The sequence below is a fragment of the Corallococcus sp. AS-1-12 genome (genome assembly GCF_020036995.1).
Classification (GTDB): domain Bacteria; phylum Myxococcota; class Myxococcia; order Myxococcales; family Myxococcaceae; genus Corallococcus.
In genome coordinates this window covers 327,423-350,912 of record NZ_JAIQDD010000008.1, presented here as the reverse complement: position 1 = coordinate 350,912, position 23,490 = coordinate 327,423, and the positions used below count along the sequence as shown (strand labels likewise).

Genomic DNA, 23,490 nt, shown 5'->3' with positions numbered 1-23,490 from the left:
CCGCCCTCGCGCTGTCGTCCCGCCCCCCGGGGCCCGGCCGGAGGGCAGGCGGGCCCAAGGCCCCGGCTCAGGACCGGCGGCGGCGGCGCGCGGCCAGCGCCGCGAACACCGCGATGAGCGCCGCGGGAGCGCCGCCGGTGGCCACGGAGCAGCCGCCCTCGTCCTCCTTGATGGGCGCCGGGTCGCTGCCGCCGGTGACGACGACGTCCAGCGTGGCGTTGGCGTGCGCGTCCCCCGTGGCGGCCGTGTCGCCGTTCACGGAGTTGCCGGCGGCGTACACCTTGTAGGTGCCGTTGGTGGCCGGGGCCACCAGCGAGAAGTCGAAGCGCGCCGAGCCGTTGGAGAAGGCCTTGGGCAGCGAGTGCGTCAGCTCGCCGTTCAGCACCTTCGTGCCCGAGCCCGCGGTCAGCGTCGCGCCGTCCGAGGCCACGTTCATGCCCGCCTTCGCGCCAGGGCCGCCCGTGATGATCAACGAGTACTGGCCCGTCTGGCCCGCCGTCAGCGCCGTGGGCCCCTCCAGCGTCACCGTGGGGGTGCTCGAACCGCCGCCGTGGCAGCCGGACGCGGTGCAGGACACGCTCTGCTTGCCGCTGCGCCCGCTGATGCCGGTGGAGTTGGCGAACGCGGAGCCCGCGACAAGGCACACCGCGACCGCGCCCACGGACGGAAGAATGGACCGCATGGAATGGACCTCCTGGGGGGAACTCAGGAAAAAGAGGGAGGTCCTCTTGTAGCGCAGCGCGGCGTGGAGTGCAGCAGGTGACACTCCCCTGCGACGCGGAGGCAGGGCGTACCGCGACCTACAGCCGGGAGAAGGCGTCGTGGAGGGCCTTCTGGGCGCCGTGCTCCAGCACCTGGCCGTGACAGACGATGACGCGCTCCACGTCCCACCTCAGCGCACGCTGGAGCGAAGCGCGCACGGCCTCCGGGTCCTTGGTGAACAGGCGCAGGAAGCGCGGGGCGGCGAACCGGCCCAGGACGCCGTCCAGCCACAGGTACGCGCGCAGCTTGAGGCCCTCCGCGTGCGCGTAGTGGAAGGCCAGGTCGGTGACGAGCGCGGTGCGCGACGGGCGGTGGAAGAAGAGGAACTCGTTGAGCTGGGGCATGCCGCGCACGTGCATCTGTTCCAGCACGGGGGCCCAGGCGGGGTCCGGGAGGTCCTCCAGCTCCAGGTCGATGCGCAGCGCCGGCTGCTTCGCGCGCAGCCCCCGGGGCGCCACCACGCGGGCGCCGGGGAAGGCCGCGGCCCAGTCCGGCAGGTGCAGGTGGTGGAAGAGGTTGGGGGCCACCAGGAAGCGCACGGGGCCCAGGGCGGCCACGGCGGCCCTGCGCTCCGGCGTGAAGGCGACAGGCGAGTGCACCCACAGCCCGCCGTCCGGCAGGCGGAGGACCGTCATGCGGCCGCCCACCGGCACGCCGAACAGGGAGAAGGGGGCGTCGAACACGTGGACGCCGTCAGCGAGCTGGCGGGGCGAGGTGTCAGGGGGCGTGGGCATGGCGGGTCGTTTTCCAAGCATGGACGGCGTCCAGGGGACGAGTCCGGCCTGCGTCCGGCGTTGATTTCCGGAACATCCCAGCGTAGGCAACCCCCACTTTCCATCCCCTAGCAAGGTTCCCAAGCACATGGCCGAGAAGCTCACGCCCCGCGAGAAGGGCTTTTCCGAGTGGTACGTCGACCTGGTCCAGAAGGCGAAGCTCGCCGACTACTCGGACGTGAAGGGCTGCATGGTCATCCGCCCCAACGGCTACGCGCTGTGGGAGAACATCCAGCGGACGATGGACAAGATGTTCAAGGATACGGGCGTGAAGAACGCCTACTTCCCGCTGCTCATCCCGGAGTCCTTCCTCAAGAAGGAAGCCGAGCACGTGGAGGGCTTCAACCCGCAGTTGGCGGTCGTCACGCACGCGGGCGGCGCGAAGCTGGAGGAGCCGTACGTCATCCGGCCCACGTCCGAGACCATCATCAACCGCAGCTTCTCCAAGTGGATCCAGAGCTACCGCGACCTGCCCCTGCTGGTGAACCAGTGGGCCAACGTGATGCGCTGGGAGATGCGCACGCGCCTGTTCCTGCGCACCACGGAGTTCCTCTGGCAGGAGGGCCACACCTGCCATGAGACGGAGGCGGACGCGGAGGAGCGCACGCTGCAGATGCTGGAGGTCTACCGCACGTTCGCGGAGGACTACATGGCCATGCCCGTGCTGCCGGGGCGCAAGTCGGAGTCGGAGAAGTTCGCCGGCGCGCTGCGCACGTACAGCATCGAAGCCATGATGCAGGACAAGAAGGCGCTCCAGGCGGGCACCAGTCACAACCTGGGCCAGAACTTCGCCAAGGCCTTCGACACCACGTTCCAGGGCCGCGACGGCAAGGTGCACCACGTGTGGCAGACGTCGTGGGGCTCCTCCACCCGCCTCATCGGCGGCCTCATCCTCACGCACTCGGATGACGCGGGCCTCGTGGTGCCGCCGCGCATCGCGGCCACGCACGTGGTCATCATCCCCATCGCGGGCAAGGCGACGGACGCGGAGAAGACGCAGGTGATGGAGAAGTCGCACGCGCTGGCCGCGGACCTGCGCAAGGCGGGCCTGGGCGTGGTGGTGGACGACGACGAGACGAAGGGCCCGGGCTTCAAGTACAACGAGCACGAACTCATCGGCACGTGTCTGCGCATCGAGCTGGGGCCCAAGGACCTGGCCAAGGGCTCGTGCGTGATGGTGCGCCGCGACCTGCGCCAGAAGGAGTTCGTGTCGCTGGACGAGGCCGTCGCCAAGGCCCAGGCCATGCTGGACCAGATGCAGAAGGACCTGTTCCAGAAGGCCAGGGACTTCCGCGACTCGCACACCTTCGAGGTCAACTCCTACGAGGAGCTGAAGGCGCGCGCGGAGGACGGCTTCCTGCTGGCGCACTGGGACCTGGACCCGAAGACGGAGGCGCGCATCAAGGAGGAGACGGGCCTCACCACCCGCTGCCGCCCGTTCAGCCTCAAGCAGGAGCCGGGCAAGTGCGTGCTGACCGGCAACCCCTCGCCGGGCCGCATCGTGTTCTCCAAGGCGTACTGAGCCGGGGAGCGCGTCCGCCGCATCCGCGGGGCTGGGAGGCGACTCCCGGCCCCGTTGTCATTCCAGCGCGTCAGCTCGCGGCGAGCAGGCCGCGCCTGCGGGGCAGGAAGGTGGCCACCGGCTCCGGCTTGCCCGCGACGGGCAGCGGGGCGGCGGCCTCGAAGTCGAAGGTGTCCCCGCAGCGCTCGCGCGTGGCGTGGGAGACGAGCACCGGGGCGCCGACCTTCTTCGTCAGGCCCTCGATGCGGCTGGCCAGGTTCACCGCGTCGCCGATGACGGTGTACTCGCGGCGCTGCTCGCTGCCGACGGCGCCCACCACCACGCGGCCGGTGTGGATGCCCACGCCGATGTCGAGCGTGAACTCCCCCCGGGCGGCGCGCTCCTGGTTGAGGGCCTTCAGCGCGTCCAGCATGGCCAGCCCGCAGGCCACGGCGGCCTCCGGGTGGTCGGGCTGCTCCAGGGGCGCGCCGAAGTACGCGAGGATGCCGTCGCCGATGAACTTGTCTAGGGTGCCGCCGTGGCGGAACACCACCTCCACCATGCGCGACAGGTACTCGTTGAGCAGCGCCACCACCTGGGGGCTGTCCATCCGGTCCGACAGCGAGGTGAAGCCGCGGATGTCGGAGAACAGCAGCGTCACCTCGCGGTGCTCGCCGGCCTCGCCGTCGGTGCCGCGCTCGGAGATGCGCCGGGCGACCTCCGGGGAGAAGAAGCGGCCCAGCCGTTCGCGCTGCATCTCTTCACGCACCACGTCCGTCACCAGCCCCATCACCGTGCGGCTGATGAAGAAGGCCACGGACGACGCGAGCACCATCACCAGCACCATGCCGGGCAGGAACTGCGAGGGCGAAAGGCCCGCGCTCAAGGTGAGCAGGGCGACCGCGACGATGCCCAGCGCCGTGGCCCCCGCGACGATGAGCCGCGACAGCGTCACCATGGACACGATGACCACCAGCACCATGTACGCGCCCATGGTGAGCAGCGCGGTGGGCACGCCGTTGGCGGTGGCCGGGATGGCCTGCGCCTGGAGGAAGTAGATGAGCGGCATGTCCAGCAGCGCCACGCCCAGCGCGGGCCGCCGCAGCAGGTCCGGCACCTTGCGCCCCGCCGCCCACAGCGCCACCGCGAGCGCGAGATAGGCCCCCAGCACGCCGCGAGACACGCTCCAGTCGTCCGCCACGGCCATCAGCAGCCACGCGGCGGTGGCGCCAACGCGCGTCAGGCTGAGCCAGGAGCCGACATCGGCCCGCCACTCGCCCAGCCGGCGTTGCAGGGTGCCTTCGACTCGGGCGCGTGAGAACAGGAACCGCATGTCTCCCCGGAGGCTACCCCACGCGTGGGGCCCCTCTCCAGGCGGGGTCCCCGTGCGTTAGGGTCCCGGCCCATGGCGAGCATCGGGCACGTGGCGGTGGGCATGGCGTTGGGGCGTCATGAGACGGGGGCGGGCGCGCCCTGGCGGCGGCGGGTGGCGGTGATGGGGTTCCTGTCCCTGCTCGCCCTGCTGCCGGACGCGGACGTGGTGGCGTTCGCGCTGCGCATCCCCTACGCGGCGACGTGGGGACACCGCGGCGCGTCGCACTCGCTCGTGTTCGCGGCGGCGGTGGCGCTCGCGGTGGCGGCGCTGGCCCGGTGGAAGGGCGAGTCCGCCACGCGCTGGGGCCTCCTGACGCTGGCGGCGGTGGCCAGCCACGGCATCCTGGACACGCTCACGGACGGCGGGCTGGGCGCGGCCCTCTTCTGGCCCTTCTCCGACGCGCGCGTCTTCGCCCCGGTGCGTCCGCTGCCGGTGGCGCCCATTGGCGCGGGCATGCTGTCCGCGCGGGGCCTGTACGTGAGCGGCGTGGAGTTCCTCGTGTTCCTGCCCGCCTGGGCCTACGCGCTGTGGCCCCGGAAGAGGGCGCGCGCGGTGGGGAGCGTCCAGGTTCCCTGAAGGAGGAGGTCCTTCGCGATGCGCCTGTTCACCGCCGTGACGTTGGGAGAGGTCCTCACCGCGCAGACGGAGCGGGGCATCGAGCGCCTGCGCGCCCTGGCTCCGGACGCGAAGTGGGTGCGGCCGGAGGGCGTGCACCTGACGCTGCTCTTCCTGGGGGACGTGGAGGAGGGCCGCCTGCCGGAGCTGCGCGACGCGCTGGAGCCGGTGGGCCTCTACCACGCGCCGTTCGTGCTGTCGGTGGCGGGGGGAGGGACGTTCGGTCCGCCGTCCCACCCGCGCGTGCTCTGGGCGGACGTGCGCGGGGACACCGCCGCGCTGAAGGCGCTCCAGGCGGACGTGGCGCGCGCGCTGGAGCCCCTGGGCTTCACGTCGGAGCACGGCGAATACATCGCGCACCTGACGCTGGCCCGGGCCCGGCCGCCGCGCGGGGACCCAGCGCTGGCGGCGTGCGCGAGCGAGCTGCAGGGCGCGTCCTGGGGCGAGGGGCGCGTGGACCGGCTGGTGCTGTTCGAGAGCACGCGCGGCCACTACGTGCCCCGCCTGGAGGTGATGCTGGAGCGCGGCTAGCAGGCGCGCAGGGACTCCGCCACGGGCACGGCGGCCGGCAGCGTGACGGTGAGCAGCGTGCCGCGGCCCTCGCGGCTCTCCGCGCGCAGCGTGCCGCCCAGGCCGGTGACGATGGTGTGGCTGACGGACAGGCCCAGGCCGGTGCTGTGGGGGCGCGCGGTGGCGAAGGGCTCGAAGATGTGCGCGAGCGCGTCCTGCGACAGGCCCTTGCCGGAGTCCTGCACCTCCACCACCACCTCGCCGTCCTCGCTGGTGTAGGCCGCCACGCGCAGCACGTTGTGCGCGGCGTCCTGCGCGTCCATCTGGTGCAGGCCGTTGAGCAGCAGGTTGAGGAAGAGCTGGGTGAGGCGCGCCTCGTCCGCGTCCACCGTGGGCATGTCGTGGAAGTCCCGCTCCAGCCGCGCGCGGTGCTGCAGCTCGCCGCGCAGGAGCTTGAGCGCGTTCTCCAGCACCGGCTGCACGGCCACGCGGGCGCGGTGCTCCGGCGGCTTGCGCGACAGCGTGCGCAGGTCCTGCACGATGTGCTTGAGCCGGGTGGCGCCCTCCACCGTCTCGCCCAGCGCCTCCAGCATGTCGTCCAGGTCCGCGCGGGGCACGGGCCTGCCTTCGAGCAGCGGCTGCTTCAGGCGGTCCATCTCCTCGCGGATGAACGACAGGTTCGCCAGCACGAAGGCCAGCGGGTTGTTCATCTCATGGCCCACCGCCGCCGCGAGCGAGCCCAGCGCGGACAGCCGGTCCGCCTGGAACAGCCGCGCCTCCATCTGCTTGCGCAGCGTCACGTCGCGCGCGAACACGCGCAGGCCCGGCGGGTCCCAGAGCTGCGCGATGGTGAGCTCCCAGTAGCGCCCGTCCAGGTGCACCGTGGGCGGCGGCTCTCCCGGGGGCGCGCCCCGCCACGCCCAGACGATGGCGGCGTTCACCAGCGGGTGCTCGGCGCCCTTCTCCACCAGGTCCTGGAAGGCCGCGTGGGTGGCGGGGTTCGCGTACCGCAGCGCCCCGTCCATGCCCAATTCCAGCAGCGGCTCCGGGTGCAGCAGCGGGAACGACGCCAGCCGGTACAGCGGGTCCTCCAGCGCGCGCAGGCCGCTGACGTCGCGCACCAGCAGGCCCAGCCGCACGCCCGTGTCCCCGGGCGAGGGCTCGCACGGGGTGATTTCGGCCGCGTAGACGCGCTCGTCGCCGTTCACGGTGAGCCGGTACTCCAGCCGCCCGTCGGAGCCGCCCCGGAGGACGGCGTCGAGCAGGGACATGAGGGGCTTGCTCGCGGCGGTGCCCAGGACCTCCTCCAGCATGCGCCCCTCCCCACCGCGCACGCTCAGGCCGAAGGCGCGGCCGGACGGGGACCACAGCCGCAGGCAGCGGCCCTCCGCGTCCAGCTCTCCGGCCAGGTACTCGGCGGTCCCCGTGGGACGCGGGCCGGACGCGGGCGCGTCCAGGCCGGGCGACCGGACGAAGGTCTCCACCCGGAAGGGGCCCATGAGCATCTCCAGGCCCGCGCCGTCGGTGTTCATCCGGGTGAGGACGGAGATGAGCGCCTGCGCGTCCGCCTCCGGCATCCGCTTCGTGAGGATGAGGCCGTCGGCGAGCGTGGGGATGGTGAAGAGGAACGGCGTGAGCCTCGGCGCGTCCGCGCCCAGGTACGTCGTCAGCGTGGCGCGCATCGCGTGCGCGTCCTTGTGGTTGCAGAAGAGCGCGCACAGGTCCGACTCACCGCGCAGCACGGCATCCAGCGCCTTGCGGTAGGTGCCCAGGAAGCGCTGCTCGGAGAAGAGCGTGTCCGGGCGCAGGCCCAGCGACTCCAGGTGGCGCACCGGCAACAGGTGCCCGCCGGTGGAGCGCGGCGCCACCCAGGCCACGCGCTTGCCCGGCAGCGTCTCCAGCGTCAGCGGCTCGTCCGCGCGGCAGATGAAGGCCGCGTGGTAGTAGCAACTGCCGGAGCGCACCGCGCGCAGCACCGCGCGCGCCTGCGGCTCGAAGGCGTTGCACTGCTCGGCGGTGCCCCAGGCCATCTCCACCCGGCCCGCCGCGAGCTCCGCCTCCAGGTACTCGTAGGTGGGCGCCATGGACATCACCACCGGGCGGCCCATCCGCTCCGACAGCGCCCGCGCGAACAGCTCCACGCGCACGTGCTCCCGCACCTCACCGAGGGTCGGATAGAGCAGGCAACGGATGGGCGCGTTCGATGCGGTCACGACGAATTCCTCCGATGAGCCCCCTCTCCCGCATGCACGGACTGCCGGCGCGCGAGTGCTCCCTGACTACCCCAAAATTTACGGCGATGCCACACTATTCTTGATTCGCTGTAATAAGTAGATTCCCCAGGTTTACCACGTTCCGACCCAGGGTCGGAGGCGACTTCCGCGCACCGTGAGTGAAACCCGACTCCGGAGGGGCTGGCACCCGGGCTGCACTGGGGGTGGGTGGACGGATGCAACCCATGGAAGGAGCGGACGGATGCGCTGGCTCGTGAGGGGGCTGTGGCTGCTGGCCCTCGTGCTGGTGGGGGCGGCGTGGCTGGTGGGCCGCGGGACGCAGGCGGCGCCGCGACAGGCGGAGGGCGTGGCGGCGAAGGTCCGGACGGGGGACGTGGTGTTCCAGACGTCGGGATCACGCCAGTCGAAGGCCATCCAGGTGGCCACGCACAGCCCGCTGTCGCACGTGGGGCTGGTGGAGGTGACGCCGGAGGGGGTGTTCGTGGTGGAGGCGGTGCAGCCGGTGAAGCGCACGCCGTTCGCGCAATGGAAGGCGCGCGGGGTGAAGGGGCGGCTGTTGGTGATGCGCCCGCAGGGGGTGGATGACGCGGCGAAGGCGCGCGCGGTGGAGGAGGCGAAGCGGCACCTGGGCAAGCCGTACGACGCGCTCTTCGGGTGGGGGGACGAGGCGATGTACTGCTCGGAGCTGGTGCGCAAGGCGTACGCGGCCGGCGCCGGCGTGGAGTACGGCAGGATGGAGCGGCTGGGCGACCTGGACGTGGCGGGGCTGCGGCGGGAGATCGCGGAGCGCTACCGGGGGCCGGTGCCGGTGGACCTGGAGCTGGTGACGCCCGCGAGCCTGGCGGCGGATGCCCGGCTCGCGGTCGTGCATTCGGACTTCCCGCGGGCGCCCTGACGCCCGCGCCTCAGCGCTTCACGCGCAGGACCTGGAACCCCTTTCCTCCGGCTCCGAAGCCCTTCAGGTTCTCCGCCCGCACCACCAGGTCGCCGCCGGGCAGCACGCCCCAGACCTCCACGCGGGCGAGGACGCCGCTGGTGGCCCGCTCGTAGCTCCGGGCCTCCGTCCACGCCACGCCGTCCGTGCTGGTGAAGAGCCGCGCGAAGAGGTCCGACGCGGGCTGCACGTCGCCCACGTCCGCCCTGGCCGTCCCCAGCACGAAGCCGCCGCCCGTCAGCGCCTCCAGCGAGTACGCCGGGCCCGGCAACGTCATCAGCGCGTCCACCCTTCCGCTCGCGTACACGCGCAGGAGCTTCGGGTGCTCGGGCTCGTAGAGGGTGGACTGCCCCATGAGCAGCTCGCCTCCCGGCAACACCGTCCCCGTCACCGCGTTGGCCGCGTAGCCGCCCATCACCTTCGTCCAGTTGCGGCCCCCGTCCGTCGAGCGCACCACCGCCGCCTGCGCGCTGCTGCTGCCGAACGTGGCCCACAGCGCGCCGCGCGTCGCGTCCGCGTACAGCGCCGTGCCGTGCCGGTGGCCCTGGAACGTCGCGCGCGTGGACCACGTCGCGCCCCCGTCCGTGCTCGCCCACAGCCGCAGCAGGGTGCTCGCGGAGGTGAACGTCTGGTACTCCAGGAAGAACACCGCGCCGCCCAGCTCCGCGAAGCTCGCGGGCGACATCGCGCGGTAGCTCCCGAGCGCCGCCACGTCCGCCCACGTGCGCCCGCCGTCCGTCGAGCGCTCCAGGTGGTAGCCGCCGCTGCGGCTCATCTGCGCCAGCAGCGTCCCGTCCTGGAGCACCGCCATCACCCAGAACGACGCGCCGCCCACGCCCTGCCCTCGCGCGCTGAAGGTGCGCCCGCCGTCCGTGCTCGCCAACAGCTTCGAGCGGCTCCCGTCCAGCGCCAGCGCGTACACGGTGCCCGCGCCGTCCACGGCCAGCACCTCATGCGTCGTGTTCGTGAACACCGGCTCCAGCGTCACCGGCCCCTGCGCCCCGCCATCCCCCGGCAGAGTCCCCGCGTCCACGCCGCCATCCGTGCTCGAGCCCGCGTCCGGAGTCCCCGCGTCCACGCCGGCATCCGTGCCCGTTCCGGCATCCGTGCCCGAGCCGCCATCCGGCGTCCCCGCGTCGAAGCCGCCATCCGGCGTCCCGCCGTCCTGCCCGGAGCCGCCGCCGCCTTCCGGCTGACGGGCCAGGGCCACGCGCATCACCCGGCCGCTGGAGTTCGCATCCACCGCGTCGCCGTAGAAGCACGGCACCTCCGTGACGCTGTCCGGCAGCACGTCCAGGGTGCTCAGGTAGCCCTTGAAGCTCGTGCGCGAATCCAGCGTCACCGGGTCGCTGAACACGCCATTGCGCAGCACCCGCGCGCGGATTTCGTAATCCGTCGCCGTCTGGAAGTGATTGTAGAAGACATACAGCGCGTCCCCGATGCGCGTCACCGCGGGCTGCAACGCCCAGTCCGGCGTCCCCTCCACCAGGATGCGCGAGCCGAACGACGTCCCGTCGAAGCGCCGGTAGTACAGCCGCTCCGTCTCGTCCTTGTAGACCAGGTGGATGCCGCCCTTGCCGTCCTCCACCGCGCTCAGCGCCGCGCCGTGGTAGATGCCGTCGGAGAACGCGTCCCGCTGCGGCCCCCACGTGTCCAGCGGCTCCGCCGCGTCACGCACCCGCATCCGCGTGGGCTCGAAGCCGTCGTGCATGGCCCAGAAGAAGACGAGCTTGGACCCCACGCTGAGCAGCCGTCCCCCGCCCCGCTTCCGCGTCCGCCCCAGGTCCGGCTGCCGCTGGAAGCTCGCGCCGCCGTCCGTGGACACCGCCACCACCGCCGTGGCGCCGCCGTCCGCCTCCAGCCGGAACGCCTGCACCCACAGCCGCCCCTTCGAGTCCCGCGCCAGCAGCGCCCGCGAGTACGCCGTCGCGCTGTCCGCGTTGAACACCCGCACCGCCGGCTCCGGCGTCCAGGTGTCCCCGTCCGCGTCGTAGCGCCACCACTGGAAGTACACGTCGTGCCGCGACGACGCCGCCAGCGAGGGGGCTTCGTACGCGTACACCATCGCCACGTCGCGCCCCACCGCGACCAGCTCCGCCCGGTCGTGGTGCGACGCGTCCGGCTGGATTTCCGCCAGCTTGGAGAAGCTCTGGAACCCGTCCTCGGAACGGAACAGGTTCAGCCCCTGGCCCTCCGCCCCCTGCTGCTGGATGGCCAGGAGCCACGTGGGCGCATGCCCGTTGCCTGTTTCAATCCGCACCGCGTGCCGGTGCGCCGGCAGCGTCAGGGCATTGCCCCCGCCGGCCGGCACCATGGGCACTCCTCCCGCCGCCACCACCGTGGTCAGCAGGGCCCCCACCCAGGACATCATGTGATTTCGCGCCCCCTGTCGTATCCCCGCCCGAAAGGTAGGGACGGCAGACCCGGGAGCAATCCGGCGGAGGCGGACCTGGAGGGCCCGGCCATCTCCGCGCGGACAGGTGAACACACCCCACCGCGCGACGCCCCCGGACTGTTGGGAGCGCCGCGCCGGTGCCCTGCGACTACTTCGCCTTGCGGCGGCGCGGGGCGGGGGTGCCCGCGTCGGTGGCGGTGCCCGCGTCCATGCCCTCGAGCGTGCCCGCGTCCGCGTCCGTGCCGGCGTCCGGCGTGGCCGTGGTGACGGCCGGGGGCGGGTTCACCAGCTTCAGCGAGGTGAGGAACTGGTCCGCCGTGGTGTTGGGGTGGTTGGGGTTGTAGATGACCAGCAGCGTGTACAGGCGCGGGCCCACCAGGAAGTTGCGCGCCTTCACCTCACCGACCACCGGCGAGCTGACCGTGTAGGCCTTGCCGGGGTAGCCATCCAGGGTGACGTCCGACTCTTCCTTGATGGTGCCCTGGACCTGCTTGACCAGGCCGTCCTTGCCCTCGTTCAGCAGGGCCTCCGGGGGACGGCTCGACACCAGGCGCTCCGGGTAGTCCGCGGTGCTGACGGAGTAGATGGTGCCGTCCTCGGTGCGCGAGGAGAAGGCCGCGGTGTTCACCGTGTTGGCGCCCAGCGGGACCTGCTTGCGCTCCACCTGGGGCTCCGTCGGCATCTCGATGGAGAAGCCTTCCGTCGCCTCGTAGGGCTTGAAGGCCGGGGCCGGGGTGGCCGAGCCCTCGTTGGGCACGTCCTCGATGGTGGAGGTCGCCTGGGGGCCACCGGTGCCGCCCGACGTGGACGACGAGGAGCCTTCGGTCTTCTGCTGGTTGGCGCACGCACCTGCGATGAGCGCGAGGGTGGTGAGCGACGCGAGGAGGAGGCGGGACAACGGGCGCATGGGCACGCTTCCTGAGAGGGAAGTGGAAGAAAACAGACTGACTTGTCGGACGGTAGACGAAGTCCTCCGCCGCTGACTACCCGAGTTTCGACACGGCGCGAGCAACTTGCCCACGCGCCGCCCCCGGAAGCGTCCGGGGGCGGACAACGTGCAGCGAGGCCGGAAAATCGGCGCGGGAGGGCTATTCGCCCAGGTACGCGCGCCGCACCTCGGCGCTGTCCAGGAGCGCCTTGCCGGGGCCGGCCATCACCACCTCGCCCGTCTCCAGCACGTAGCCGTAGTGGGCGGCGTTGAGGGCCAGGTGCGCGTTCTGCTCCACCAGCAGCACGCTGACGCCGGTGGCGTTCACCTCGCGCAGCGTGCGGAAGATGGTCTCCGTCACCTGCGGCGCCAGGCCCAGGGACGGCTCGTCCAGCAGCAGGAGCTGCGGCTTGCTGAGCAGCGCCCGGGCGATGGCCAGCATCTGCTGCTCACCGCCGGACAGCGTGCCCGCGAGCTGCTTCTGACGCTCGCGCAGCACCGGGAACAGGCTGAAGCCCTTGTCCATGTCCAGGCGCACCTGGGCGGTGTCCTTGCGCAGGTACGCGCCCAGCTCCAGGTTCTCCGTCACGGTGAGGTTGGGGAAGATGCCCCGGCCCTCCGGCGCGTGCGCCATGCCGCGCGGCACCAGTTGGTGCGCCTTGAGGCCGGTGATGTCCTGCCCCGCCAGCGTGATGCGGCCCGCGGACGGCTTGAGCATGCCGCTCACCGCGCGCAGGGTGCTCGTCTTGCCCGCGCCGTTGGCGCCGATGAGGGCCACCATCTCGCCCCGGCCCACCGTCAGGGACACGCCCCGGAGCGCCTGGATGGCGCCGTAGCGGACCTGGATGCCCTCCACCGACAGGAGCGGCTCGAACGCGCGCCGCTCGCCCAGCACCTTCACCGGCTCGCTCACGCCGCGCCTCCGTGGGACTCCAGGTAGCTGTCGCCCAGGTACGCCTCGATGACCTTGCGGTCGCTTCGCACCTCCGCCGGGGCGCCGCGGGCGATGGTCTCGCCGTGGTCCAGCACGGTGATGCGCTCGCAGATGCCCATCACCAGCTTCATGTCGTGCTCGATGACCAGCACCCCCAGCGAGAACTCGTCGCGCAGCCGGCGGATGAGCACCATCAGGTCCGCCTTCTCCCGCGTGTTCATGCCCGCCGCGGGCTCGTCCAGCAGCAGCACCTTGGGGCGCGTGCCCAGCGCGCGGGCGATCTCCAGCCGGCGCTGCTCGCCGTAGGGCAGGTTCTTCGCCTCTTCGTCGCGGCGGTGCGACAGGCCCATGACCTCCAGCAGGTGCTCCGCCTGGCGCGTCAGCTCGCGCTCCTCGGCCTGGAAGCCGGGGGTGAGCAGCAGCGCGCGCCACCAGTCGCGGTAGTTGCGCATCGCCGTGGCGGCCTTGGCCATGGGGCCCAGGCGCACCGGGTGCAGCCCGCCTTGAGCGCGGCAGGCCACCTTCACGTTGTCCAGCGCGGTCAGGGCGCGGAACAGGCGGATGTTCTGGAACGTGCGCGCCAGGCCCAGGTGGTTGATTTGGTGCGGCACCCAGCCGTTCACCCGCTGCCCGGCCACGCGCACCTCGCCCTCGGTGGGCTGGTACACGCCGGTGAGCACATTGAACGCGGTGGACTTGCCCGCGCCGTTGGGACCAATGAGGCCCAAGAGGTCGCCCTGGCGCACGGTGAGGTTGAAGTCCGTGAGGGCCTTGAGGCCCCCGAAGCGGATGCTCACGCCGGACGCTTGCAGCAGCGCGTCGCCAGGAGCGGGAGCGGCGGCAACGGTGCTCATGTCAGCCCCTTCTTCTTCCGGGGAAGCCACCGGGGCAGCACGTCCCAGAGCTCCTTCGTGCCGAACAGGCCCTGCGGACGCGCGAGCATCAGCACCACCAGCAGGAGGCCGTACACGGGCATGCGGATCTGATCCACCTTCTGCGCCAGGCTGCCCTCGGCGCCCAGCGCGCCGAACAGCGAGCGCAGGCCCTCCGGCAGCAGCGTGAGGAAGATGGCCGCGACGATGGCGCCCGTGGTGGAGCCCAGGCCGCCCAGCACCACCATGACGACGATCTCCATGGACTTCACGAAGGTGAACGAGCCCGGGTTGATGATGGGCACGAAGTGCGCGAACAGGCCGCCCGCGATGCCCGCGAAGAACGACGAGATGACGAACGCGCGGACCTTGTAGCCGGTGGTGTCCACGCCCATGGCCTCGGCGGCGACCTCGTCCTCGCGGATGGCCCACAGGCTGCGGCCGTGGCTGGAGCCCGCGATGCGCCGGGCCACCAGCACCACCAGGAAGACCCAGAAGTACACCATGGCCACGCTGGAGTACTGCGGGATGCCGGACAGGCCCAGCGCGCGGCCAAAGGCCTCCGTGTTCTGCACCACCACGCGGATGATTTCGCCAAAGCCCAGCGTCACGATGGCCAGGTAGTCCCCGCGCAGCCGCAGCGACGGCAGGCCCACCAGGAAGCCGCACAGCGCCGCGCAGGTGCCGCCCGCGAGCAGCGCCACGGTGAAGAGCACCTGGTCGCTGGCGGCCACCGGCAGGAAGGACAGCGCCACCTCCTTGAGCGAAAGGGACGTGACGCCCGCGATGTACGCGCCCACCGCCATGAAGCCCGCGTGGCCAATGGAGAACTGGCCCGTCATGCCGTTCACGATGTTGAGGCTCACCGCGAGGATGATGTTCACCCCCACCACGGACAAGAGGTACGTGGCGAAGGGCGAGGCGCCCAGCAGCACCTCCGCCAGCGCCAGCACCGGCAGCGCGATGAGCACGGGCAGGATGCCGCGCAGCGCCGGGGGCACGCGGCCCGCGTCCACGTCGGTCAGCGTCGTTACGCCAGGGGCCGCCATCAGACCTTCTCCGCCGCGACGCGGCCGAACAGACCGCCCGGCTTCACCAGCAGCACCAGGATGAGGAAGCCGAAGGCCACCGCGTCACGCCAGGTGCTGGCCGCGTAGCCCACGACGAACTCCTCCACCAGGCCCAGCAGCAGCGCGCCCACCACGGCGCCCGGCACGTTGCCGATGCCGCCGATGACCGCCGCCACGAAGGCCTTGAGCCCCACGTACAGGCCCATGAGCGGGCTCACGGACGTGTCCTTGATGGCGTAGAGCAGGCCCGCGCCCGCCGCCAGCGCGCTGGAGAGCATGAACGTCAGCGCGATGATGCGGTCGGTGGGGATGCCCATCAGCGCCGCGGTGCGGTGGTCGAAGGACACCGCCCGCATCGCCTTGCCGAAGCGCGTGCGGTACACGAGGAACTGGAGCGCGGCCATCAGCCCCACGGCGATGAGGAAGCTGATGACCTGCCAGTTCCACACCACCACGTCGCGGTCGCCAATGATGAACCACTCGCTGGGGACGATGACCTCCGGGAAGGCCCGGGGGGACGCGCCCGGCAGGAAGCCGATGTCCAACTGGAAGCCGTACGACAGCGCGAACGAGATGCCGATGGCGGTGATGAGCGCGGTGAGGCGCGGCTTCTCGCGCAGCGGCCGGTAGGCGAAGCGCTCGATGAGGAAGCCGAGCAGCGCGCACCCCACCATGGCCACCGCGAAGATGACGACCACGCCCCACAGGGACCGCTGCGCCTGACGCCCGAGGGCGAAGGCGGTCGCGTAGCCCATGTAGACGCCGACCATCATCACGTCGCCGTGGGCGAAGTTGATGAGCTTGAGGACGCCGTACACCATCGTGTAGCCCAGGGCGACCAGGGCGTAGATGGTGCCGGCGGCCAGACCGTTGATGAGGTGCTGGAGAAGCTGCGACATGCCGGGGGGGGCCCTGGGTTACGGCGAGATGGTGGTGACGTAGGTGGACTTGCCGTCCTGGACCTTCAGCACCACCGCAGACTTCACCGCGTTGCGCTTCGCGTCCAGCGTGATGTTGCCCGCCACGCCGGGGAAGTCCTTCGTCTGCGCGATGGCCGCGCGCAGCGCCGGGCCGCTGGTGTCCGGGGCCTTCTTGAGCGCTTCAATGGCGACGCGCGCGGCGTCGTAGCCCAGCGCCGCGAGCGCGTCCGGCACCGCGCCGTTGTTGTCCGCCTTGTAGTCCGCGATGAACTTCTTCACGCGCTCGTCCGGGTTGTCCGGCGAGTAGTGGTTGGAGAAGTAGCTGCCTTCAATGGCGCTGCCGCCCAGCTCGAAGAGCTTCTCGGAGTCCCAGCCGTCGCCGCCCATCAGCGGGACCTTCAGGCCCAGCTCACGCGCCTGGCGGGCGATGATGCCCACCTCGCTGTAGTAGCCCGGCACGTAGATGCCCTCCGGCTGCGTCTTCTTGATGGCGGTGAGCTGCGCGCGGTAGTCCGTGTCGCCCTGGCTGTAGCTCTCCGTGGCGGTGATCTTCCCGCCCAGCTCCGCGAACTTCTGGCGGAACACCTCCGTGAGGCCGATGGAGTAGGCGCTCTTGTTGTCCTGGAGCACCGCGACCTTGTTGAGCTTGAGGTTCTCCCGCGCGAACTTCGCCATCACGAAGCCCTGGAACGGGTCGATGAAGCAGACGCGGAAGATGTTGTCGCCCTTCTCCGTGACGGAGGGGTTGGTGGACGACGGGGTGATCATGGGCACGCCGGCCGCCTGGGCCTTCTCCGCCATGGCCAGGGAGCTGGACGAGGCCACCTCGCCCAGGATGAGCACCACCTTGTCCTGGGTGATGAGGCGGGTGACGGCCTGCGCGGCCTCCTCCGGCTTGCTCTGGTCGTCATACACGCGCACGACCAGCTTCTTGCCCTTCACGCCGCCGGCCGCGTTGGCCTCCTTCACCGCCAGCGCGATGCCGTTGCGGGTGGAGATGCCGAACGTCGCCTGACCGCCCGTCAGCGCGCCCACTTCGCCCAGGACGATGACGTCGTCACCCGCCGGGGGGGCGCCGCCGCCCTGCGCCGTGGCCGGGGCCTGCGCCGCGGGCGCGCCTCCCGCCTCTCCCGTGGGCTGCGTCTTCTTCTCGCAGGCGGCCGCCAGGACGGCGAGCGCGGCGAGGAGCATCGGGGCAAGTCGTCGCATGCGGGGGCTTCCTCCGGGGGAGATGACGGGCAAAGCCCCGGTTTTCTAGGGGAGCCCTCCCCATGGGTCAAGCGCACAGCTTGGCTCCGGAGTCCCGTCAACACCCCGAAACATCGCTGTGGCGATCCCCTGCCCCGACCCCGAGTGCGCGCCCTGCCCGCTCAGGGCTCCAGCCAGAAGTGCTCCCGGCCTGACGGGCCCCGGCGGATCCTCGGCGGGCCCTGGGCCCCGGCGTCTTGCGCCCCGCCGTCCTCCCAGGCCGGCATGTCCTCGTGCGTCAGCGCCCACCCGGCGCCGGGCGGGTCCTCGGCGCCCGGCAGCGCGGTGGGCGTCCAGGAGACGGGCTCCAGGGCTGACGCTCTTTCGGGGGCGGGCTCCGGGAGCGCCGCTCCCGCGCGTCGGCGCAGGAGCCGGCCCGCCACCAGCATTCCCACCGCGCCGGCCATCCACCCGAGTCCCAGGCCAGGCCTCGTGGCTCGCATCGCAGACTCCTTGCTCGCGCGGGCCGGGCCATCCGGGCCCGCGCCCTCACAGTGAGGTGTGAGGACGCGCGCGGCCAGCGTGAAGCCCCCGGGCTCCGCTGCCGCATGCCTGCCCTCCGGACAGGGAGCGGGGAGACGTCCGGCGCGGCGTTGCCCACGGCGTGCGGCGTGCCGAGCCCCTGGACCATCCAGCACCAGGGGTTTTCTTGGGCGTCATTGAACCCACTTTTCGGGTGATGGCCGTGGCGGGCACCTCGCGTCCACTTTCCCCCCAGGAACCCCTCTCCAGCGCGCTGGACGGCCCTGGCGCTCCGCTTGCGACCACATCCGACCCGACGTGAAGGCACAAGGAGCCAAGTCCATGATGATCAAGCGCAACGACATCAAGGAAGGGATGACGGTCCGCAGCAGCGACGGCGAGAAGCTGGGCAAGGTGTTCGCCGTGAGCGAGGGCGAGTTCCACATCGAGAAGGGGATGTTCTTCCCGAAGGACTACCTGGTCCGCTACGTGGAGGTGAGCGACATCCGCAACGGGGAGATCTACCTCAACCACGGCCGCGAGGCGCTGCGAGGGCTGTCCGACTCCAGCGACGTGGCGGCGAGCCGGGGCCCCGGCGCGGTGGGCGCGACGGCGGCGACGGCCACCGGCGCCACGACGGGCGGCATTGGCGCGGGGCTGAAGACGGGCCCCACGAAGGTGGCGGAGGTCCCCCGCACCGGCGCGGAGAAGGCCGGCATCGCGGAGAAGGTGGGCCTCAAGGACCGCGAGCTGAAGGAGCGCGAGCTGCGCACCGACATGCGCGCCGCCGAGCGCATCGCGAACGAAGACGTCACGCTGCGCACGCACCATGAGGAGCTGGGCGTCACCAAGCACCAGCGCTCCGCGGGCGAGGCGCAGGTGCGCAAGATTGTCGTCGAGGAGCTGAAGACGGTGGAGGTCCCGCTGCGCCACGAGGAGGTGGAGGTGGTGCGCCGCGCGGTGAAGGGGGACAACATCCCCGGCGACGTGGCGACCTTCCAGGAGGAGACCATCCGCATCCCCCTGAGCGCGGAGGAGGCGGAGCTCACCAAGCGCGCGTACACGGACGAGGAGATCACCATCCACAAGCGCCCCATCGAGGAGCGCCGCAGCATGGAGGGCCGCGTCCGCCACGAGGAGCTGGAGGACGTGAAGGTGGTCCGCACCGAGCCCACCGTGGACGAGGAGAAGCGCCGCGCCGGCTACCGCGCGGACACGGACATCGATCCGCTCAAGCGCTCGTAGCGCTGGTGGAAGGAAGCCTCACCGTCCTTGTGCTCCGCCCCGCATGCCGCGCCTTCACGCGCGCGGCGTGCGGACGGGCGGCGTCGCGCGGGTGGGGGCTTCCCGCTGGCGATCCACGGCGGTCTCCAGCCGCTGCGATTCGCGCAGCCGGTCCGGGAAGAGCCGGCCCGCCAGCGCCGCCAGGGCCGTATCGCGCGCGGGAGGACACGCGGACACCAGCCGGTCCGCCATGGCGTGCGCGGAGGGGAAGCGGGCCGCGGGGTCCTTGGACAGCGCCACCGACAGCACGTTCCACAGGGGCACGGGCACCTCCTGAGGCTTCGTCAGCTTCTCCTGGCAGATGGCCTTCATGGTGTCCAACTCGTCCTCGCGCTCGAAGGCGCGCCGCCCCGTGAGGGCCTGGTAGAGGACGAGCCCCATGGCGAACAGGTCGCTGCGCGAGTCCAGCTTCTGGCCCAGCGCCTGCTCCGGGGACATGTAGAGCGGCTTGCCCTTCACGATGCCCGGCAGCGTCACCGTGCGCTGCGCGCGCACCTTGGCCACGCCGAAGTCCAGCACCTTCACCTGGCCGTCGAAGCCCACCATCACGTTGTGGGGTGACAGGTCGCGGTGCACCAACTCCATGGGCGCGCCGTCCTCGCCCTTGAGCGAGTGCGCGGCGTGCAGCCCCAGGAGCGCCTGCGACACGATGGCGGACGCCACCGGCGGCTCCAGCGGCCCCTTGTTGGCGCGCAAGAGCCGGTCCAGGTCGATGCCGTTCACCAGCTCCATGGCCATGAAGTACGCGCCCTGCGCCTCGCCGAAGTCGTAGACGTGCACCAGGTTGGGGTGCGACAGCCGCAGGCCGATGCGCGCCTCGTCCAGGAACTGCTGCACCATCTCCGGCTGCGCCGTCAGGTGGGGCAGGATGCGCTTGAGCGCCACCAGCCGCCCCAGCCCCTCCGGCCCGCGCGTGCGCGCGATGAGCACCTGCGCCATGCCGCCCGTGCCCAGGGGCTTCACGACTTCATAGCGGCCAATGCGCCCGCGGTTGACGGGCGTGCCCTCCACGTCCAGCTCGTCCAGCCGCTCCAGCGGGCCCCGGCCGTCCGTCAGCGCCAGGAAGGACAGCACCGCGGAGTCCAGTTGCTCGCCAATCGCCTCCACCAGCCCCATCACCCGCTGGCCGCCGTCCGCGAAGTCCCCGTCCACCACCAGGCCCAGCCCGCCCAGGTTCAGCTTCCCCAGGGTGAGCTGCTGGCAGAAGAGCATCCGGCCTTCACGCAGCTTCCGGGGGCCGCTCCAGTGCGCCGCCGCGAAGACGTCCACGCCCAGCTCGCCCAGGACGCGCGTCAGCACGGGCCCCCGCGTGCCCCGCAGCGACACGAAGCCCGCCTTCGCGTGCACCATGCGGGCGCACTGCGTGAGGAACACATCCAGGCCGGTGTCGAGGTCCAGCCCCCGCTCCAGGCAGTCCTCGAGGATGTCGTCGGCCATCCGGTTCACGGCCATCAGGCCGCGCAGGAAGGCCAGCTCTTCTTCCGGGGATTGGAACGCCACGCGTCCATCAATACCCGAAAACCCGGTGGGGATGCAGCGCCCACCGGGTGGGACGTCAGACGCGCTCGCGGTCCACGCGCACCACCGGCGCCAGCCGCTCCGGCAGCTCGGGGGAGGCGCGGGTGACGGGGTGCTCCAGCATGCCGTGGCGGTCCAGCATGTGCTCCAGGTGCGCCACGCGCGCGCGCAGCCCCTCCAGCTCCACGGCGGACACCTGCCCCCGGGCCTGGGCCTCGCGCACGCGCAGCCACGTCTCCACCACGGGCTTGAGGGCGAAGCGCAGCGTGAGGCCCAGCAGCGGCACACCGACGGTCATGCCGGTGACCATGATGACCATGACGGCTTCGGTGACTTCCATGCGGGAGGCTCCGGGAAAAGAGAGGTGGACCCCGGGCCTACGAACGGGGGGACCGGGCGATTGCACACCGCCCGGCCCGCGCCCGGGGCGGGGCATCAGCCGGACTTGGCCTGGTCCGTGTAGATGGCGTCCGCGATGCGGTACGCGCTGCCCTCCAGGCGCTGGAAGGCCTCCTTCAGGGCGCCCGCGTCGGAGGTGTTGAGCACGGCGCGCAGGCGCTCCAGGTCCGCCTGGATTTCGCCGCGGTCCTTCTCCGACAGGAGGTTGGCGTACTCCTCCAGGCTCTTCTCCGTGGTGTAGATGAGCCCGTCCGCGTTGTTGCGCAGCTCCGCCAGCTCCTTCTTCTTCTTGTCGTCCGCGGAGTGCGACTGGGCGTCGTTGATCATCGCCTGGATTTCGGCCTCGGACAGGCCGGAGTTGCCCACCACGCGCACCTGCTGCTGCTTGCCGGTGCCCAGGTCGCGCGCGCTCACGTGCACGATGCCGTTCGCGTCGATGTCGAAGGACACTTCAATCTGCGGCACGCCGCGCGGCGCGGGCGGGATGCCGACCAGCTCGAAGCGCGCCAGCGTCTTGTTGTCCGCCGCCATCTCGCGCTCGCCCTGGAGGACGTGCACGGACACGAGCGGCTGGTTGTCCACCGCGGTGGAGAACACCTGGCCCTTCTTGCAGGGGATGGTGGTGTTCTTGTCGATGATCTTCGTGAAGACGCCGCCCGCGGTCTCCACGCCCAGCGACAGCGGCGTGACGTCCAGCAGGAGGACGTCCTTCACCTCGCCCTTGAGCACGCCGCCCTGGATGGCGGCGCCCACGGCGACGACCTCATCCGGGTTGATGCCCTTGTGGGGCTCCTTGCCGAAGAACTCCTTCACCTTCTGCTGCACGCGCGGCATGCGCGTCATGCCGCCCACCAGGAGGACCTGGTTGATGGCCTGCGCGGTGATGCCCGCGTCCTTGAGCGCGATGCGGCACGGCTCGATGGAGCGGTCGATGAGGTCCGCGACCAGCGCCTCGAAGGTGGACCGGTCCACGGTCTCCGTGAGGTGCTTGGGGCCGGACGCGTCCGCGGTGATGAACGGGAGGTTGACCTCCGTCTCCGGGGCGCTGGACAGCTCGTGCTTGGCGCGCTCCGCGGCCTCCTTCAGGCGCTGGAGCGCCATGCGGTCCTTGCGCAGGTCCAGGCCGTTGTTCTGCTCCGCGAAGCGCTTGGCCAGGTAGTCGATGAGGCGCTGGTCGAAGTCCTCGCCGCCCAGGAACGTGTCGCCGTTGGTGCTCTTGACCTCGAACACGCCGGCGGTGAGCTCCAGGATGGAGATATCGAACGTGCCGCCGCCCAGGTCGTAGACGGCCACGCGCTCCGTGGTGGCGTCCTTCACCTTGTCCAGGCCGTACGCGAGCGCCGCGGCCGTGGGCTCGTTGATGATGCGCAGCACGTTGAGGCCGGCGATGCGGCCCGCGTCCTTGGTGGCCTGGCGCTGGCTGTCGTTGAAGTAGGCGGGGACGGTGATGACGGCCTCGGTGACGGGCTCACCCAGGTAGTCCTCCGCCGTCTGCTTCATCTTCATCAGCACGATGGCGCTGACTTCCGGCGGGCTGTAGCCCTTGCCCCGGATCTCGACCCACGCGTCGCCGTTGGGGCTGGAGGCCACCTTGAACGAGGAGACGCCAATGGCCTTCTTCGCCTCCGGCGAGTCGAACTTGCGGCCGATGAGGCGCTTGGCCGCGAAGACCGTGTTCTCCGGGTTGGTGATGGCCTGCCGCTTGGCGATCTGCCCCACCAGGCGCTCACCGGAGTCGGTGAAGCCCACCATGGAGGGCGTGGTGCGGCTGCCTTCGCTGTTGGGGATGACCACCGGCTCGCCGCCTTCCATGACGGCGACGCAGGAGTTGGTGGTGCCCAGGTCGATTCCAATCACCTTCGCCATGACTACTGCTCCCCCCCGGAGGAACTGTCGGACGGCGCGGAAGTCTGGGGCTCCGCGCCGCTTTCTTCAGAGGCCTTCGGTGCTTCCGTTGCGGCCGCGGGCACGGCGGCTTCCGGCGCGCGGGCGACGACGACCATGGCGGGACGCACCAGGCGTTCGTTGAGGTAGAAGCCGCGCGTCACCTCGAAGAGGACATGGCCCGCCGGGACGTCCGCGGACTCCACCTGCTGGATGGCCTCGTGCAGGCGCGGGTCGAAGGGCTGGCCCTTGGCGGAGAAGCCCTTCACGCCGTGGCGGGCGAGCGAGTCCTCGAAGGACTTGCGCGTCATGGCCACACCCTTCTGGAAGCTGTCGAAGTCGGGGGACTTGCCCGCGGCGTCGAGCGCGCGGTCCATGTTGTCCACGACGGGGAGCAGGTCCTTGAGGAGCTTCTCCACGCCGAACTTCTGGACGTCCTCCTTCTCCTTCTGCGCGCGCTTGCGGTAGTTCTCCAGGTCCGCGGCGGAGCGGATGGCCCGGTCCTGGAAGTCCTTGGCGCGCTCGTGCGCCTCCTTCAGGCGCTCCAGCGTCTCGCGGGCCTTGGTCTGGCTGAACTCCAACTGCGCGCGCAGCGACTCCACCTCCTGGCGGAGCGCGGCCGCGTCCTCGGTGGGGGGAGCGACTTCGGGGGTGGAGGCCTCCGCTTCGGCGGCCGGGGGGGAGACGTCCAGCTCCACCTCCGTCTCCGCGCCCGCGCTGTCCGCGTCTCCGTCCATCCGACGCTCGACGCTGCGAACCGCCTCGTCGATCACGTCCTGCCCGATGTCCGTCTGGATGCTGCCCTTGTCATTGGTACCCGACACGGCGCGCACTATCTCACGCGACGGGGAGCGATCCAACAGGACCCGGGG

General features: G+C 71.3%; 21 protein-coding genes. 5 read left to right on the top strand and 16 right to left on the bottom strand.

What is annotated here, in order from left to right:
• Positions 1–67: 67 nt before the first annotated feature.
• Together K8556_RS16740 and K8556_RS16735 are read right to left on the bottom strand one after the other, a co-directional pair.
• Complete coding sequence (locus K8556_RS16740) at positions 68–682, bottom strand: MXAN_6652 family MXYO-CTERM-anchored protein (protein ID WP_223741072.1); 615 nt, start codon at positions 680–682, stop codon at positions 68–70.
• A 118-nt stretch (positions 683–800) separates the two neighbouring features.
• Complete coding sequence (locus K8556_RS16735; RefSeq protein WP_223741071.1) at positions 801–1,496, bottom strand: DUF4336 domain-containing protein; 696 nt, start codon at positions 1,494–1,496, stop codon at positions 801–803.
• 127 nt (positions 1,497–1,623) lie between these two features.
• Here K8556_RS16735 and proS point away from each other — a divergent pair, with 127 nt between their 5' ends.
• Positions 1,624–3,057, top strand: coding sequence for a proline--tRNA ligase (gene proS / locus K8556_RS16730; protein WP_223741070.1), 1,434 nt, complete (start codon positions 1,624–1,626; stop codon positions 3,055–3,057).
• 70 nt (positions 3,058–3,127) lie between these two features.
• On the opposite strand, the gene K8556_RS16725 is transcribed toward proS, so the two are convergent.
• On the bottom strand, positions 3,128–4,369 hold the full coding sequence (locus K8556_RS16725) for an adenylate/guanylate cyclase domain-containing protein (RefSeq protein ID WP_223741069.1): 1,242 nt from the start codon (positions 4,367–4,369) through the stop codon (positions 3,128–3,130).
• Between the two features lie 72 nt (positions 4,370–4,441).
• Between K8556_RS16725 and K8556_RS16720 the strand changes: the two genes are divergently transcribed.
• Positions 4,442–4,987, top strand: coding sequence for a metal-dependent hydrolase (locus K8556_RS16720; RefSeq protein ID WP_223741068.1), 546 nt, complete (start codon positions 4,442–4,444; stop codon positions 4,985–4,987).
• A gap of 18 nt (positions 4,988–5,005) precedes the next feature.
• The gene (thpR, locus tag K8556_RS16715) at positions 5,006–5,557 is read left to right on the top strand and encodes an RNA 2',3'-cyclic phosphodiesterase (RefSeq protein WP_223741067.1); all 552 of its coding nucleotides are present in this window, start codon (positions 5,006–5,008) and stop codon (positions 5,555–5,557) included.
• Here thpR and K8556_RS16710 read toward each other — a convergent pair.
• Positions 5,554–7,749 carry a PhnD/SsuA/transferrin family substrate-binding protein gene (locus K8556_RS16710; RefSeq protein ID WP_223741066.1) on the bottom strand — a complete coding sequence of 732 codons (2,196 nt, stop codon included), beginning with the start codon at positions 7,747–7,749 and terminating at the stop codon, positions 5,554–5,556. The two genes, thpR and K8556_RS16710, sit on opposite strands and share 4 nt — an antisense overlap.
• Before the next feature lie 262 nt (positions 7,750–8,011).
• Here K8556_RS16710 and K8556_RS16700 point away from each other — a divergent pair, with 262 nt between their 5' ends.
• Positions 8,012–8,665 carry a YiiX/YebB-like N1pC/P60 family cysteine hydrolase gene (locus K8556_RS16700; protein ID WP_255651788.1) on the top strand — a complete coding sequence of 218 codons (654 nt, stop codon included), beginning with the start codon at positions 8,012–8,014 and terminating at the stop codon, positions 8,663–8,665.
• Between the two features lie 10 nt (positions 8,666–8,675).
• Here the strand turns inward: K8556_RS16700 and K8556_RS16695 are convergent, their stop codons facing one another.
• The 8 genes from K8556_RS16695 to K8556_RS16660 all read right to left on the bottom strand — a co-directional run bounded on the left by K8556_RS16695 (position 8,676) and on the right by K8556_RS16660 (position 17,514).
• Positions 8,676–11,075, bottom strand: a complete 2,400-nt coding sequence (locus K8556_RS16695) for an exo-alpha-sialidase (RefSeq protein ID WP_223741065.1) — start codon at positions 11,073–11,075, stop codon at positions 8,676–8,678.
• 172 nt (positions 11,076–11,247) lie between these two features.
• Complete coding sequence (locus tag K8556_RS16690; protein ID WP_223741064.1) at positions 11,248–12,006, bottom strand: hypothetical protein; 759 nt, start codon at positions 12,004–12,006, stop codon at positions 11,248–11,250.
• Positions 12,007–12,187: 181 nt separating this feature from the next.
• A complete protein-coding gene (locus K8556_RS16685; RefSeq protein ID WP_223741063.1) occupies positions 12,188–12,940 on the bottom strand; it encodes an ABC transporter ATP-binding protein in 753 nt (250 codons plus the stop codon).
• Entirely contained in the window at positions 12,937–13,815 is an 879-nt protein-coding gene (locus K8556_RS16680; protein WP_223741062.1) for an ABC transporter ATP-binding protein, read from the bottom strand. Before K8556_RS16680 ends, K8556_RS16685 begins: the two co-directional genes overlap by 4 nt.
• Positions 13,812–14,882, bottom strand: coding sequence for a branched-chain amino acid ABC transporter permease (locus K8556_RS16675; RefSeq protein WP_223741061.1), 1,071 nt, complete (start codon positions 14,880–14,882; stop codon positions 13,812–13,814). Before K8556_RS16675 ends, K8556_RS16680 begins: the two co-directional genes overlap by 4 nt.
• Positions 14,882–15,802, bottom strand: coding sequence for a branched-chain amino acid ABC transporter permease (locus K8556_RS16670; protein WP_120528500.1), 921 nt, complete (start codon positions 15,800–15,802; stop codon positions 14,882–14,884). The genes K8556_RS16675 and K8556_RS16670 overlap by 1 nt, the downstream gene beginning before the upstream one ends.
• A gap of 18 nt (positions 15,803–15,820) precedes the next feature.
• Complete coding sequence (locus tag K8556_RS16665) at positions 15,821–17,032, bottom strand: ABC transporter substrate-binding protein (protein WP_223741060.1); 1,212 nt, start codon at positions 17,030–17,032, stop codon at positions 15,821–15,823.
• 161 nt (positions 17,033–17,193) lie between these two features.
• Positions 17,194–17,514 (bottom strand): hypothetical protein, encoded by a 321-nt coding sequence (locus tag K8556_RS16660; RefSeq protein WP_223741059.1) that lies wholly within the window; start codon positions 17,512–17,514, stop codon positions 17,194–17,196.
• 361 nt (positions 17,515–17,875) lie between these two features.
• On the opposite strand from K8556_RS16660, the gene K8556_RS16655 reads away from it, so the two are divergent.
• Positions 17,876–18,778: a YsnF/AvaK domain-containing protein gene (locus tag K8556_RS16655; RefSeq protein WP_223741058.1), complete on the top strand. Its 903-nt coding sequence runs from the start codon at positions 17,876–17,878 to the stop codon at positions 18,776–18,778.
• A 54-nt stretch (positions 18,779–18,832) separates the two neighbouring features.
• Here K8556_RS16655 and K8556_RS16650 read toward each other — a convergent pair whose 3' ends face one another.
• From K8556_RS16650 to grpE, 4 genes are all read right to left on the bottom strand, one after another.
• Positions 18,833–20,269, bottom strand: coding sequence for a serine/threonine-protein kinase (locus K8556_RS16650; RefSeq protein WP_223741085.1), 1,437 nt, complete (start codon positions 20,267–20,269; stop codon positions 18,833–18,835).
• A 103-nt stretch (positions 20,270–20,372) separates the two neighbouring features.
• On the bottom strand, positions 20,373–20,675 hold the full coding sequence (locus K8556_RS16645) for a hypothetical protein (protein WP_223741057.1): 303 nt from the start codon (positions 20,673–20,675) through the stop codon (positions 20,373–20,375).
• Between the two features lie 95 nt (positions 20,676–20,770).
• Entirely contained in the window at positions 20,771–22,600 is a 1,830-nt protein-coding gene (gene dnaK, locus K8556_RS16640) for a molecular chaperone DnaK (protein WP_223741056.1), read from the bottom strand.
• A 2-nt stretch (positions 22,601–22,602) separates the two neighbouring features.
• Positions 22,603–23,442 carry a nucleotide exchange factor GrpE gene (grpE, locus tag K8556_RS16635; RefSeq protein ID WP_223741055.1) on the bottom strand — a complete coding sequence of 280 codons (840 nt, stop codon included), beginning with the start codon at positions 23,440–23,442 and terminating at the stop codon, positions 22,603–22,605.
• Positions 23,443–23,490 lie beyond the last annotated feature (48 nt).

Bases quoted from the DNA above. Each gene is read 5' to 3' on its own strand.
- K8556_RS16660 (WP_223741059.1), bottom strand. From the start codon at position 17,514: ATGCGAGCCACGAGGCCTGGCCTGGGACTCGGGTGGATGGCCGGCGCG.
- K8556_RS16720 (WP_223741068.1), top strand. From the start codon at position 4,442: ATGGCGAGCATCGGGCACGTGGCGGTGGGCATGGCGTTGGGGCGTCAT.
- K8556_RS16695 (WP_223741065.1), bottom strand. From the start codon at position 11,075: ATGATGTCCTGGGTGGGGGCCCTGCTGACCACGGTGGTGGCGGCGGGA.
- K8556_RS16740 (WP_223741072.1), bottom strand. From the start codon at position 682: ATGCGGTCCATTCTTCCGTCCGTGGGCGCGGTCGCGGTGTGCCTTGTC.
- K8556_RS16645 (WP_223741057.1), bottom strand. From the start codon at position 20,675: ATGGAAGTCACCGAAGCCGTCATGGTCATCATGGTCACCGGCATGACC.
- K8556_RS16665 (WP_223741060.1), bottom strand. From the start codon at position 17,032: ATGCGACGACTTGCCCCGATGCTCCTCGCCGCGCTCGCCGTCCTGGCG.
- thpR (WP_223741067.1), top strand. From the start codon at position 5,006: ATGCGCCTGTTCACCGCCGTGACGTTGGGAGAGGTCCTCACCGCGCAG.
- K8556_RS16675 (WP_223741061.1), bottom strand. From the start codon at position 14,882: ATGGCGGCCCCTGGCGTAACGACGCTGACCGACGTGGACGCGGGCCGC.
- K8556_RS16690 (WP_223741064.1), bottom strand. From the start codon at position 12,006: ATGCGCCCGTTGTCCCGCCTCCTCCTCGCGTCGCTCACCACCCTCGCG.
- K8556_RS16670 (WP_120528500.1), bottom strand. From the start codon at position 15,802: ATGTCGCAGCTTCTCCAGCACCTCATCAACGGTCTGGCCGCCGGCACC.
- K8556_RS16735 (WP_223741071.1), bottom strand. From the start codon at position 1,496: ATGCCCACGCCCCCTGACACCTCGCCCCGCCAGCTCGCTGACGGCGTC.
- proS (WP_223741070.1), top strand. From the start codon at position 1,624: ATGGCCGAGAAGCTCACGCCCCGCGAGAAGGGCTTTTCCGAGTGGTAC.
- K8556_RS16650 (WP_223741085.1), bottom strand. From the start codon at position 20,269: ATGGCCGTGAACCGGATGGCCGACGACATCCTCGAGGACTGCCTGGAG.
- K8556_RS16700 (WP_255651788.1), top strand. From the start codon at position 8,012: ATGCGCTGGCTCGTGAGGGGGCTGTGGCTGCTGGCCCTCGTGCTGGTG.
- K8556_RS16680 (WP_223741062.1), bottom strand. From the start codon at position 13,815: ATGAGCACCGTTGCCGCCGCTCCCGCTCCTGGCGACGCGCTGCTGCAA.
- K8556_RS16725 (WP_223741069.1), bottom strand. From the start codon at position 4,369: ATGCGGTTCCTGTTCTCACGCGCCCGAGTCGAAGGCACCCTGCAACGC.
- dnaK (WP_223741056.1), bottom strand. From the start codon at position 22,600: ATGGCGAAGGTGATTGGAATCGACCTGGGCACCACCAACTCCTGCGTC.
- K8556_RS16655 (WP_223741058.1), top strand. From the start codon at position 17,876: ATGATGATCAAGCGCAACGACATCAAGGAAGGGATGACGGTCCGCAGC.